Origin of the sequence: Azospirillum halopraeferens DSM 3675 (assembly GCF_000429625.1) — a bacterium.
GTDB classification, from domain to species: Bacteria; Pseudomonadota; Alphaproteobacteria; order Azospirillales; family Azospirillaceae; genus Azospirillum; species Azospirillum halopraeferens.
The window spans coordinates 21,420-33,858 of record NZ_AUCF01000043.1 but is presented as its reverse complement, the minus strand read 5'-3'; the positions used below and the strand labels follow the sequence as shown (position 1 = coordinate 33,858).

General features: G+C 67.2%; 15 protein-coding genes and 1 pseudogene. 15 read left to right on the top strand and 1 reads right to left on the bottom strand.

Going from position 1 to position 12,439, the window contains the following annotated elements; genetic code table 11:
* A pseudogene (locus tag G472_RS35345) lies at nucleotides 1–365 on the bottom strand (hypothetical protein); the annotation flags it as partial.
* 346 nt (nucleotides 366–711) lie between these two features.
* Between G472_RS35345 and G472_RS35340 the strand changes: the two are divergent.
* The 15 genes from G472_RS35340 (at nucleotide 712) to G472_RS0124090 (ending at nucleotide 12,405) form a co-directional block, all read left to right on the top strand.
* Nucleotides 712–1,038, top strand: coding sequence for a hypothetical protein (locus G472_RS35340; RefSeq protein ID WP_211100248.1), 327 nt, complete (start codon nucleotides 712–714; stop codon nucleotides 1,036–1,038).
* Nucleotides 1,039–1,346: 308 nt separating this feature from the next.
* Nucleotides 1,347–1,532, top strand: a complete 186-nt coding sequence (locus G472_RS40845) for a hypothetical protein (RefSeq protein WP_425388005.1) — start codon at nucleotides 1,347–1,349, stop codon at nucleotides 1,530–1,532.
* Nucleotides 1,533–1,914: 382 nt separating this feature from the next.
* On the top strand, nucleotides 1,915–2,592 hold the full coding sequence (locus G472_RS35335) for a response regulator transcription factor (protein WP_051341204.1): 678 nt from the start codon (nucleotides 1,915–1,917) through the stop codon (nucleotides 2,590–2,592).
* A gap of 66 nt (nucleotides 2,593–2,658) precedes the next feature.
* The gene (locus tag G472_RS37565; RefSeq protein WP_029010437.1) at nucleotides 2,659–3,870 is read left to right on the top strand and encodes a methyl-accepting chemotaxis protein; all 1,212 of its coding nucleotides are present in this window, start codon (nucleotides 2,659–2,661) and stop codon (nucleotides 3,868–3,870) included.
* A gap of 24 nt (nucleotides 3,871–3,894) precedes the next feature.
* Nucleotides 3,895–4,263: a response regulator gene (locus G472_RS0124140; protein ID WP_029010436.1), complete on the top strand. Its 369-nt coding sequence runs from the start codon at nucleotides 3,895–3,897 to the stop codon at nucleotides 4,261–4,263.
* A gap of 27 nt (nucleotides 4,264–4,290) precedes the next feature.
* Nucleotides 4,291–4,659: a hypothetical protein gene (locus tag G472_RS0124135; protein ID WP_029010435.1), complete on the top strand. Its 369-nt coding sequence runs from the start codon at nucleotides 4,291–4,293 to the stop codon at nucleotides 4,657–4,659.
* Between the two features lie 37 nt (nucleotides 4,660–4,696).
* The gene (locus tag G472_RS0124130) at nucleotides 4,697–6,169 is read left to right on the top strand and encodes an ATP-binding protein (RefSeq protein WP_029010434.1); all 1,473 of its coding nucleotides are present in this window, start codon (nucleotides 4,697–4,699) and stop codon (nucleotides 6,167–6,169) included.
* Entirely contained in the window at nucleotides 6,147–6,539 is a 393-nt protein-coding gene (locus G472_RS0124125; protein WP_029010433.1) for a response regulator, read from the top strand. The genes G472_RS0124130 and G472_RS0124125 overlap by 23 nt, the downstream gene beginning before the upstream one ends.
* A gap of 68 nt (nucleotides 6,540–6,607) precedes the next feature.
* A complete protein-coding gene (locus tag G472_RS0124120; protein ID WP_029010432.1) occupies nucleotides 6,608–7,423 on the top strand; it encodes an STAS domain-containing protein in 816 nt (271 codons plus the stop codon).
* 3 nt (nucleotides 7,424–7,426) lie between these two features.
* A complete protein-coding gene (locus G472_RS0124115) occupies nucleotides 7,427–7,792 on the top strand; it encodes an STAS domain-containing protein (protein WP_029010431.1) in 366 nt (121 codons plus the stop codon).
* On the top strand, nucleotides 7,789–8,208 hold the full coding sequence (locus tag G472_RS0124110; RefSeq protein WP_483771130.1) for an anti-sigma regulatory factor: 420 nt from the start codon (nucleotides 7,789–7,791) through the stop codon (nucleotides 8,206–8,208). Before G472_RS0124115 ends, G472_RS0124110 begins: the two co-directional genes overlap by 4 nt.
* A complete protein-coding gene (locus tag G472_RS37560; RefSeq protein ID WP_051341203.1) occupies nucleotides 8,208–9,299 on the top strand; it encodes a SpoIIE family protein phosphatase in 1,092 nt (363 codons plus the stop codon). Before G472_RS0124110 ends, G472_RS37560 begins: the two co-directional genes overlap by 1 nt.
* A 29-nt stretch (nucleotides 9,300–9,328) precedes the next feature.
* Nucleotides 9,329–9,691: a response regulator transcription factor gene (locus G472_RS0124100; protein WP_029010429.1), complete on the top strand. Its 363-nt coding sequence runs from the start codon at nucleotides 9,329–9,331 to the stop codon at nucleotides 9,689–9,691.
* A gap of 16 nt (nucleotides 9,692–9,707) precedes the next feature.
* Nucleotides 9,708–10,373 (top strand): chemotaxis protein CheX, encoded by a 666-nt coding sequence (locus G472_RS0124095; RefSeq protein ID WP_035693598.1) that lies wholly within the window; start codon nucleotides 9,708–9,710, stop codon nucleotides 10,371–10,373.
* Nucleotides 10,374–10,458: 85 nt separating this feature from the next.
* Nucleotides 10,459–12,405: an ATP-binding protein gene (locus G472_RS0124090; RefSeq protein WP_156927240.1), complete on the top strand. Its 1,947-nt coding sequence runs from the start codon at nucleotides 10,459–10,461 to the stop codon at nucleotides 12,403–12,405.
* The last annotated feature ends 34 nt before the right edge of the window (nucleotides 12,406–12,439 follow it).

Below are 12,439 nucleotides of genomic sequence, written 5' to 3'. Positions count from 1 at the left end.
CTCGGCTCCGCCGTGTCGCCGCAGGCCAAGCGCCACGTCCGGCGCAGTCGGTCGAGCAAGCGGCGCCAGAGCCCGAGCCGGGCCCAGCGGGCGAACAGCGTATACAGCGTGCCGAAGGAAATGCCCGAGAGCTGGCCGATGGCGCGCCATTGCATGCCGCGGAAGCACACGCACCACACGGCCATGATCGCCTTGCGCAGGGCGGCCCCGGTCAGCGCCGGCTTCGGTCCGGACCGGGTCGGCCGCGTGCTCTTCGCCGCCATGGCCGTCAACTCGACCAGCACCTCGTCGACGAAGGAGTCAACGTCCGAAAACGCGTCCCGGGATGCCGGAGTGGTGCTTGCGGGACGAACGGCGGTGCCCATAGAATGCTGGCCCGGGCGCTGTTGACGATGGCCATAGCTCTACCAGCCCGTCCGCCCGCCGCAACACCCCTGTTCTCCTTAAAGTAGCATCCCGACCGCCGCGAGCCGGGACGCCCCTGCCACGAACAAGCTCTGAAGGTCCGCACCGCGGTGATGAACGGGACCTTCGCCTCGGATCACACCGCCGAGCCATACGCCCGCCGCCCCTTCCGCCCTGCGGCGTGAAGACCCTCCAGGTTTGCGACGGTCTCCTACGGGTTCGTCCTTTGCTTCGCCGCGGCGTCGGTGGCGACCCTACCATTACCTGCCGGGTCGCGAGGCGCCCTATCCCTGGTATGACGTGCCCGTGCTGCCGGGAAGTGCCGGCGGCATCGGCCTGATGGTCGGCACGGCCGGCCTGCTGGCTGCCAAGTGGCGACGGCGCCCGGAATTGCGCGACGACGCACGCTTCAGCATGGACGCCGCCTTCCTGGCCATGCTGTTCCTCACGGCGGCCACCGGCATGGCGCTGCTGGTCCTGCGGACGACGCCGGCCATGGGTGTGCTTCTGGCCCTGCATCTGGGCGTCGTCTTCGCCTTGTTCGTCACCATGCCCTATGGCAAGTTCGTACACGGTCTTTACCGGTTTGCCGCACTCGTCCGCTACGCCGGGGAACTGCGAAGGATCGGGTAGATGCCCGGGCGCGAGGCAAACAGGCCGAAGCCCTGGCCGTCCCCGTACAGCACACTCACCGGATGCCTGCGGCGGTAACGGAAAGCGAACAGGTCGCCGGAAAGCGGATACCGCTTGACGGGTCTGTCGGGCGAGCATCGCCGGCCCATCGATGCCCTTGCGCCCGTCGGTGGGATCCCCATCGCCAGGTGGGCCATACGCCGGCGGGAATCGACGCGAGAAGGCGCGCCTGATGGCGGAGCCGGCCGGCCGGCCGGATCAACCGCTTCACCCACCGGACGAACCTGCTGGCGTTGAACGCGGCCATCGTGGCGGCGCGTGCCGGCGTGGCCGGCAAAGGCTTCGCCGTGGCAGCGCCGGAGGTGGAGAGTCCTGGCCGGCCGGACCGCCCACGCCACCGAGGAGATCGGCCGGCAGGCGACCTCCGGGAGGCGGCGTCGGGTGCCCGCACCGCGTCTGACGGCGTCCTGCAAAAGCCTCCGATTCCAAACTGACCAGCATCTGCCGACTGGCGGCCAAACCACGTTCCTGTTCCGCCCGACCTCGGTGGTGTTTGTCGATTGAATATCACAATAAACTTAATTGCCTTTGATCGCGACCGAGTCCAAGGCCAATAGCTTCGACTGAAAACCAAAAAATGCAGAATGCTTGTCGGGATTTTCCAAGATCCAGCCCCGCAGTCGCCGCTACCGGAACAAATCCCGGCTCGGCACAAGCGTAAGCGCTTTCAGCGCAACGGAATCACGGACTCGATGACATGCATACGAAACGGTTTTTTTCGCCACGAACATTGCGCTTGATCCAGGTCACCTTAAGCTGTTGTTAAGTCGATTAGCCTATACACAAAGGTGGTGCGCCGCGAAATGCGCCCTGCCGATGCTGTGCAAACCGGTGTTCGAGGTTATGGGCCAAGCAATCATTCACATCATTGACGATGAAGCGCCGGTCCGCGCGGCGCTCCACAAGGCCCTGGCCGCCGCAGGGCATCGGTGCCGCTCCTATGAATCGGGCGAGCAGTTCCTCGAGGCCGAGGTGGGGCCGCGGGACTGCGTGGTGGCAGACATGTACCTGCCGGACATGAGTGGCATCGCGTTGCTCGAAACCCTGTCGGAACGCGGCCAGATCGCCCCGGTGCTGGTCATTACCGGCCAGGCGACGATCGAACTGGCCGTCCGGGCCATGAAGGCGGGGGCTGTCGATTTTCTGGCCAAACCGTTTGCCACCAGGGACCTTGCCGAGAAAGTCGACACGTGTCTGGCCATCGGGCGCCTCCGGGCTGCCGAACGTGAACGGCGCCAGGCGGCGGCAGAGAAGTTGTCCAGCCTTTCCGAGCGCGAAATTGAAGTCCTGGGCGTGGTGATCGAAGGGAAAACCAACAGGGCCATCAGCGATATCCTTTGCATCAGCGTGAAGACCGTCGAAGCCCACCGCGCCCGCATCATGGAAAAAACCGGCGCCCTGTCGCTCATCCATTTGACGCGCCTGTGGGACACCGCCGGACGCTCGGCATCCGTCGGGCCCGGCCAGAAGCGGCGGGCCCGGGGCGACGTATAGGGTTCACCCTAATTTACAGCCTCCCGGCCGGGTGGCACCGTGGAAGCCGGCATCGGAGATCCTGGAATGGCGGCCCTGGTGGAATACGACATGGCGGATACGGAGATGCCAGCGCCCCGGCGGTCGCTGCTCATCCTGATGGGCCTCGCGGGTCTTCTGGGGGTGGCAACCGCCGCGTCGGCTGCCGATCCATGGGTGGTGCGGGTGCTGGGCACCCTCAGCGCAGCCTGTTGCTTCGGTGCCATTGCCCTGGTTTCCGGACGGAGCGCCGTCCGGTCGCCCGAGCCCGCCATCACCCGCGCCACGGAACAGACCGCCGCCCGGTCCGGGCAGGCTGCCCACGCGGCGGTCCAGCACGGCAAGCCGACGGCCGGCGCCGGGACCGCCAACGATCTCCACACCGCCATGGGCCTCTTCGGCTCGATCATCGTCGAGCAGGTCGACACATCGGTGGCCGCCGTTGTTCAGGAAAATCGGCAGATGCGCGAGATGGCCGAGGAGATGGCTTCGGCTTCACAGCAGGCCAACGACCAGTTCGGCCGATCGATGGCCGGTGCGAGCTCCGCCGAACAGTGCATCGAACGCCTCGGCACCGTCGGCGAGGGCCTGGCCGGCGCCATCGGCGTGATCGGACACGAGGTCGAGAGCACCGTGCGCGTCGTCAAGGCGGCCACCGACCAGGCCGCCTCGACCCGCCGGTGCGTGGACACCATGGCCGCCCTCGCCCAGGAGGTGGCGGACACCGTTGGCCTGATCAGCGACATTGCCCGCCAGACCCGCATGCTGGCACTCAACGCCACCATCGAGGCGGCGCGCGCGGGCGAGGCCGGGAAGGGCTTCGCCGTCGTCGCAGCCGAGGTCAAGCAACTCGCCATTCAGACCGCCAGTGCGACGGAAACCATCGGTGGCCGCATCGCCTCCATGCGCGAGACCACCGGCGCATCGGTGAACGCCCTGCATGACCTGGTCGGCACCATCGCCACGGTGGATACCGCGAGTGGCCGCATCGCCACCGCCGTGCGCGAGCAGGAGGCGCTCGCACGCGAGGTCTCGAGCAGCCTCGGCCAGATGCACGACGCCGTGTTCAGCCTTTCCCGCGAGATCCGCGAGGCCGCCCAGATCGCCGCGAACAGCGGCATGCTGTCCGAACTCGTCCTGGAAACCGCCAACGAGGTCGACGGTCACATGATCGACCTGCGCGATCGTTTGCAGAAGGTGGGCTCCGGCATGACCGGCGACGGCCTTCCCTTCGGCAATCCACCGGCTGCTGCGCTTTGAACCGAATCCCGGAGGACTCTCGATATGCCGATGATCTTCGTGCTCGACGACTCGCCCACCATGGTGATGAGCCTGTCCCGCATCCTGACCAAATCCGGCTACACCGTGGAGACGGCGTCCAACGGCCGGGAAGGAATGGACAAACTCAAGGGCGGAATGAAGCCGAACCTGATCCTGACCGACATCAACATGCCGGTCATGGACGGCATCGCCTTCATCAAGGAGGCCCGCAAGCACGCAGCCACCCGCTTCACACCGATCGTCGTGCTGACCACGGAGTCGGGCGGACCCAAGCAGGCCGAGGCGCGGTCGGCGGGTGCCTCCGGGTGGCTGACGAAGCCCACCCAGCCCGACGCCCTGATCGCCACGATGAAGCAACTGCTAACCGCCTGACGCACCGGCTCGGCAAGGCACTCAACCATGCAGGATCAAAAGGACTGCGCCCGGGTCTGCCGCATTCTCGCGGCCCAGCTGACGGAGGTGCAGGCCCGCTTCGAAAAGTCCAGCGGCGACCTGATCGCCACGCTCGACCGGCTGGAAGCGATCGCCGCAACGGGGAATCACGACGATGCCGTCGGCGTATTGCAGGGCACGCTGGATGATATCCTGTTCGACCAGGCGCAGGAGCACGATCTCATCCGGCAGATGATGGCAGCCGTCGCCCAGGCGCTGTCCCGGCTGCCCGACGGCATCGACGTCGACCAGCTGTCCCGGCTGTATGTCTCCGACGCCCAGCGCTCCATTCACGAGGCCGCCCTGCGGGCGCCGGGGCAAGGCGATGCGGACTGATTCCAGCCCCATGGCGCGGGCGTTCCGGAGCGTCCGCATGGCATTCTTCGACCACGTGCCCGATTGGCGGCGTGATGGCCGGGGACTGTCCGGGTCGCTGGCATGGACCGGCACGCACTTCGGCATTCGCGGCCTTGAGGAGCGCGGGCTCGAGGCCGTGGCGGACGCGGTATGCGCCGAGGACCGCGAGAGCTTCCTGCGCATCTTCGTGCCGACCGAGGAGGCGTCCCGGGCGGGCGAGTTCCGGCTCGGCCTGGCCGACGGTCGGGTCGTCTTCCTGTACTGCGACGCCAGCATCGAAATGGCAGCCGATGGGCGGCCCGCACGGATCTTCGGGACGCTGCACGACGTTACCGACCGCCGCCGGTTCGAGGCACAGCTGTCCGACATCCTGCGCGAACGCGAAATGCTGCTGGCCGTCATCGACGCCTGCCCGATCAGCATCACGGTCGCCGACGCGCAGCAGCCGGACACGCCGCTCATCTACGCCAATCGGACCTTCGAGACGCTGACCGGCTACACCCGTGACGAGGTGCTCGGCTCGAACTGCCGCTTCCTTCAGGGACCGGACTCCGATCCGGCGGCTCTCCGGGTTCTGCACGATGCCGTCGTTACCGGCTCACAGGCCGAGGTGCGCCTCACCAACCGTCGCAAGGACGGCACCCCCTTCCTGAACCGTCTGGTCCTGGCCCCCATCCGCAACGATCGGGGTCATGTGACGGCCTTCATCGGCCTGCAGTCCGATGTCACCGACGAGGCGAGGCGCGAGGAGGCCGACAAGCAGCGCCAGCGCATCGAGGCACTGGGTCGGATGATGGGTGGCATTGCCCACGAAATCAACAACTTGCTCCAGCCGATCACCCTGATGACCGAAGAGCTCATCGCCCGCCACACCGACGACGCCGAGCGACCCTATCTCGATGCCGTCCTGGACTGCGCCCTGAATGCACGACGCATCATCGGCGATCTCCTGGCCTTCTCGCGGCCGAGCGGCCGCAAGGCCGAGGTGATGGATGCGGCAACTCTGCTGCACGATGCCCTGGTGCTGATCCGCAAGGCCGTGGGACCGGGCATCGTCATGGACCTCGACGTCCATTCGGGTGACGACCGCATCGCGGTCCGGGCCGATAAGACCGCCTTCACACAGGTCCTGCTGAACCTGGCGGGCAATGCCGCGGCGGCCATGGGAGGAACCGGGGCCATTCGCATTGCCCTGACGCCCGGCCGGATGGTCGCTGCCGGTTCCACCGGGCGCTGCGCCCGGATCGATGTCACGGACAGCGGCTGCGGCATGGACCGCGCCACGCTCGAGCGGGCTTTCGAACCATTCTTCACCACCAAGCCGATCGGTCAGGGCACCGGCCTTGGCCTGTCCGTGGCCTTTGGACTGGTCAAGGACATGGGTGGCGAAATCACTCTGGACAGCGCGCCGGGGCGCGGCACCACGGCCACGGTGCTGCTGCCCGAGGTCATAGGAGACTGGTACCATGGCCACCATACTCGTCATTGAGGACATCCCGTCGGTCATGTTGTCGCTCCGGGTCGTCCTGGAGGGCGGAGGGCACACGGTCCTGTGCGCAGGCAACGGCGACGACGGCCTGGCTCTGCTCCGCCGGGGCGGCATCGACCTGGTCATCACCGACATCTGGATGCCCGGCAAGCTCGGCAGCGCCGTCATCGCCGAAGGGCGCGGGTTGGCCCCGGACGCCCGCTTCCTGGCGATCACCGGGGGCGCCCCGAACGGCAGCATCACCCCGGACCACCTGGTCGGCGCCGGCGCGGATTTCGGCGCCGACGGCGTCCTCTTCAAGCCTTTCCAGCGCACCGAACTCATCGCGGCTGTCACGGAATTGATACCGGCAGTTGCGCTCCAACCCTAACCATATGCCGCTTTTCCATGCCCGTGCTGCCCGCCGACCAGCACCGCTTTGCGACGAGGACCCGCTCCATGCTCGACACCGATGCCGTTTCGACCCCGGCCCTGCTGCGGAGGGAGCGCGACGAGGCGCTGCGCACCTGGGGCGAGTACCTGAACCGCGAATTGCGGACCCCGAACCTTGACCGGCGCATCGTCGACGAATTCTGCACGGGCCTCTACGACGGCCTGGTCGCAGCATTGGAAAGCGGGTCGACCACCTTGTCGGACAGCCTGCAAGGGCTGCTCTCCGCTCTGTCCGTCGAGTTCGCCGAGCGCGGTTTCACACCGTCGCAGACGGCCACCTTCGTGCTCAGCCTCAAGCATGTCCTGAACGAGCGGTACGAGCATGCCGCGCCGACGATGACCGGTCTGCACAAGCTCATCGACGCCATGGGCCTCCACTCCATGGATGCCTTCATCGGGCGGCGGGAGCAGATCATCCGCCACCAGAGCCAGGAGCTCCTCGACCTGTCCGTTCCGGTGGTTCCCTTGTGGGAAGGCATCCTGTCGCTGCCGATCATCGGCACGCTCGACAGCACCCGCGCCCAGGAAATCACCGAGAAGCTGCTGTTCGAGATCGCCCGCACCGGTTCGCGCTACGCCATTCTCGACATCAGCGGCGTCCCCACCGTGGACACCCAGACCGCGCAGCATCTGGCGAAGACGGTGGCCGCCGCCAAGCTGATGGGGGCCGAGTGCGTCATCACCGGAATCCGTCCGGCCATCGCCCAGGTCATGGTCGCGCTCGGCATCAACCTGTCCGACATCGAAACCCGGTTCTCGCTGGCGGAAGGGCTCCGTTACTGCTTCTCCAAGCTCAACCTGACGGTTCGTCCGGAGACCTGAGGGATGGCCGACGTCCACATCCTGTCCGTCGACGGCGTCCTCCTGGTCACCTTTCCCGGCGTGACCGACGACCGGACGGCGGAGCGTCTGATCGAGGAGGTCGGAAGCCGTCTGGTCGAGCGTGCCGCCCGTGCCGTGCTGATCGACGTCTCCAACGCCCGAATGATCGACTCGTTCATGGCGCGCGTCCTGGCGGGGCTGGCGGGAGCGTCGCGCCTGCTCGGCGCCGAACCGGTGGTGGTAGGCATGCGCCCGGAGGTGGCGATCACGATGGTCGAGCTCGGCATGGACCTTGGCGGCGTCGCGACCGCCCTCAACGTCGAGCACGGCCTCGCGGATCTCCGCGCCCGCGCGGGCAGGCGCATGTGACGGAACCCGCCCGGGACTTCCCATCCAGGACGGTATGGATCCACGGTGAGGACACGCTTCCCGCCGCGAGGCGGGCCGTGGACGATGCCGGACGGGCGATCGGCTTCGGCCTGGTCGACCAGACCAAGCTGATGACCGCGGCCAGCGAACTGGCGCGCAACATCGTGCTCTATGCGAACGGCGGCACCATGACCATTGAGCATGCCAGAGCGGCCGGCCGCAGCGGCGTGCGCCTGATTTTCGAGGACGGCGGTCCGGGGATTGCGGATCTGGAACGAGCCATGCAAGACGGCTACAGCACGGGCAAGGGCATGGGCCTCGGGCTGCCGGGTGCCAAGCGCCTTGCCCACGAGTTCGCCATCGCCTCCACGCCCGGCGTCGGCACCCGCGTAACGTTCATGCTGTGGAAGCGGTGATGCTGCCCCATCATTGCCATCACCGGGTCCACGTCGCCGCCCAGTCGGACCTGACCACCGCCCGCGGCGTCCTCGCGAACCTGACCGCCGGCATGGCGGGCGACACGGCGGTGGGAGAGGACGTCGTCGGACGCAGCCGGCTCGTCGTCGCGGAGCTTGCGACCAACCTCATCCGGCACGCGGGCGGGGGCGTGCTGCTGCTGCGCGGCCTCGGTGCGGCCGAGGTGCCCGGTTCTGCGTGCGGCCGGCCCGCAGGGATCGAATGCCTGTCACTCGACAAAGGGCCGGGGATTGCCGACATCGCTGACGCCCTGGCCGACCGGCAGGATGGCGACCCGGCTCCGGGCGGCGGACTCGGCTATGGCCTGGGCGCGGTCCGGCGCCTGTCGGACCGGTTCGACATCCACACCGGCCCCGGTGTCGGGACGGCCGTGCTGGCTCGGGTTCACCCGCGCAACGGTACGATGCCGCCGACACCGGGACCGTTCGCCTGGGGGGTGGCGATGGTGCCGATGACCGGCTGCGACGCGTGCGGAGACGGATGGAGTGTGCGGCCGGACGGCCTCGCCCTCGTCGTGGACGGCCTGGGTCACGGCGAGGCCGCGTCCGTGGCCGCCCGGCGCGCCGAAGCGGTGTTCGCCGCGGCGCCGGCCGATCAGGACGTCCGGGACGTTCTGGTCGCCATTCATGAGGCGCTGCGGGGGACCCGTGGAGCCGTGGCCTGTGTCCTCAGGTTGCACCGCACCGACGTGGAGTTCTCGTCCATCGGGAACATCACCGGGGCCGTCCTGTCGCGCCGGGGGCACATCCCGCTCGGCGGCCGGTGGGGCGTGGTCGGCTACAACGCGGTGCCGCCGCCCGCCACCCGTGTGCCCTGGGAACCCGGGGACCAGCTCGTCCTGCACAGCGATGGCTGCTCGCAACTGATGAACCTCGTCACCGACCGGCACCTGCGCCACGCCGATCCGGCGCTCGCGGCGGCGGTCCTGATGCGGGACGGCGTCGGCCGGATCGACGATCAGACCGTCCTTGTCCTGGCGAACCGAACCGGGTGCCGAGGTTCCAGTCCGGTCTCGTCTCAATGCCTGTGAAACGAACGGTACGAACCCTGGAGGACGACATGGTATCATACACCCGCATTCTTCTGGTCGACGACAGCAAACTGGCGCGGATGGCCATGCGGGCCGTCGTGAACGACATCATGGTCGACGCCGAGATGCTTGAGGCGGCAGACGCGGAAACAGCGCTCGACATGCTCGAACACGACCGTTTCGACGTCGTGTTCATGGACTACAATATGCCCGGAGTCGATGGCCTGTCCGCGGCAACGATCATCCGCGAACGCCACCCCGGGGCATCGATCGCCCTGGTCACCGCGATGGCACAGGACAGCATTGTCGAAGAGGCCGGTCGCCTCTCCATCTCCTTCATCACCAAGCCGGTCCGACGGCAGGACGTGGCGTCCTTCCTGACAGGGGCTTGACAGAGGTTCTTTTGATATGGGTTGGTTGGCAATGGGGATTGTTGCCCTCGATGAGTTCGAAACGGATGCCGTGGGTGAGCTTCTGAACGTTGCCGTGGCCAAATCAGCCGTCGCGCTGAGCCGGATGGTTGGTCACACCGTGTCGATGTCCGTCCCGGTCGTCCGCACGCTGCCGCGCGACGAGGCACTGGCTGCCATTGAGGGCGGACAGTCATCGTCACTGATCGCCATCGGCGAACAGTTCAGCGGCCCCTTTTCGGGCAGTGCCCTGCTGGTCTTCCCCGAGGCGCGAAGCCTGCGTCTGGTCCAGGCCATTGTCGGTGAGCAGATGCCGCTGGAGGACATCGCCGAACTCGCGGAAGAGGCGATGCTCGAGGTCGGCAACGTCATCCTGAACAGTTGCCTGTCCGGTATGGCCAACATGCTGAAGTGCCGTATCGAAGCAACGCTGCCGACCTGCTACCAGGGCACGGGGGAGCAGATTTTCCGACGCACCATCCGGGACAGCCATGACGGCTCGATCCTGTTCATGTCTATCGACTTCTCCATCCGCAATCGGGACGTCGGCGGCTACATCGTGCTTATCCTGGACCTCAATGCTATTACCAACATGCGTGAGGCCTTGAGCAGCTACGCAACGAGCCTGATCACACCGTGGCACGATTCCCGCCCGGCCGAATGAGCCGCCGTGCGATCGACCAGCCATCCGACGGCCGGGGCGACCTGATCGCGGAGCAGGGTGCCGGCCGGGTGTCCGGAGGGAAGCAGTGACGAAAACACCGACACCGGCGGCCCTCCTGCGCTGCCTGGAGAGCCTCGACATGGGCGTGGTTGTCCTGGACGCCCATGCCGGAATCGTCCACTGGAACACCTGGATGAGCCGTCATTCCGGCGTGCCGCGCCGTACCGCCCTCGGTGCGCGCCTGGACGCACTGTTCCCCGATATCGCCAAAGGGCGCCTGGTCTCCGCGGCCGACGATGCGATCAGCGTCGGCCTGTCGGCCTTCATCTCCCACAGCGTCAACGCCAACCTGTTTCCGCTGCTGCGCCACGATGGCATCACCGACGAGCCGGTCGCACAGTCCATCGTGGTGCGCCCGGTCCAGGTCGACGGTGCCACCGGCTGCCTCATCCAGGTGTTCGACGAAAGCGCGTCGGTCGACCGCGAGCGCAAGCTGCGCGAGCAGCGCAACGCTCGCTACCACGCGGTCCTCGAGGCGGCCCGGGACAGCTTCGTCTCGATCGACGAGACAGGCCTCATCCAGTGGGTAAACCCGGCCGCCGAGCGGACGTTCGGCCGAAGCCTGGACGGTCTCCGGGGCAGCCACGTCAGCCGTCTGCTTCCCGGCGCCGGGAACACGGCGGCGTTCGACGGCGGGTTGGTCGGGATGAAAGCCATCGACGCGGCGGGCCGAACGTTCGATGCCGAGATTTCGACGAGTCGCTGGAACAACAACGGCCTTTGCTGCCACACGCTGTTCATCCGCGACGTCACCGAGCGCAACCAGGCGGCCGAGGAGCTGCGGCAGTCCCAGCGCATGCAGGCACTCGGGCAGCTGACCGGCGGCATCGCCCATGAGTTCAACAACCTGCTCATGGTGATCCGGGCGAACGCCGACTTGCTCCGGATCGAGGTCGGGGACATGGAGATGCGGGAGCTCGCCGACGAGATCATCCTGGCGACCGACCGGGGGGCGACGCTGACCAACGATCTGCTCTCCTTTGCGCGCAAGCAGCCTCTGCGACCCCAGTTCCTGTCCCTGCCCGAGGTCGCCGCGCAGACGCTCCGGCTCGCGGCTCCGACGCTGGGTGCGCAGGTGACCTGCAACGTCGAGCAGGACGGTACCCCCCTCAACGTGTACGCCGACCGCACGCAGCTGCAGAACGCGCTGCTGAACCTCCTGCTGAACGCTCGCGACGCCATGCCTCTGGGCGGCACCATCTCCGTTTCTCTGGAGTCGGAGGTCGATGCCGGCTTCTGCCGGATATGCGTGGCCGACACCGGCCGCGGCATGACACCGGACATCCTCAAACAGGCCTGCGACCCGTTCTTCACGACCAAGGGCGTCGGGCGGGGAACCGGTCTCGGACTCAGCATGGTGACCGGCTTCCTCCGGCAGTCGGGTGGGCGGTTCCATCTGGAAAGCGAACCGGGCGAGGGGACCATCGCCACCGCCTGGCTGCCCATGGTGACGGCAGCCGTCGCCGACGGTGTCGCGGAGCAGTCCGATTCTCCGGCCATCCGGCTGCCGTCCCTGCGCATTCTGCTGGTGGAGGACGATCCGCAGGTCCGTGGGGCTGTCAAGGCGATGCTGCGGGGGGCGGGCCACGAGGTCACGGTCGCCGAGGACGGCTTCGTGGCGCTCGAACGCCTCGAGGAACGCAGCTTCGATCTGCTCCTCAGCGATGTCGTGCTGCCCCGGGGCATGTCGGGCTTCGTGCTGGCCCGCGAGGTGCTGCGGGTCTTTCCCCGCCTTTGCATCGTGCTGATGTCCGGCTACAACGAATTCGACCCGGCCATGGCCGATCTCCTTCCCTCGACCGCGGATATCCTGCGCAAGCCGTTCACCCGGGCCGATCTGGAGCGTGCCATTCGGAACGCGATGGGCTTGCATGCCGGACCGGCGCTCTGCGCCTCTTTGCCATGCGACGGCCAGCAGACGCAGCACCCGTCGACGCTTTCCGCTTCCCGCCGAGATCAAAGATTCGGTTAGGGTTTACCCTAGTAGGGTTCACCCCAATACTCAG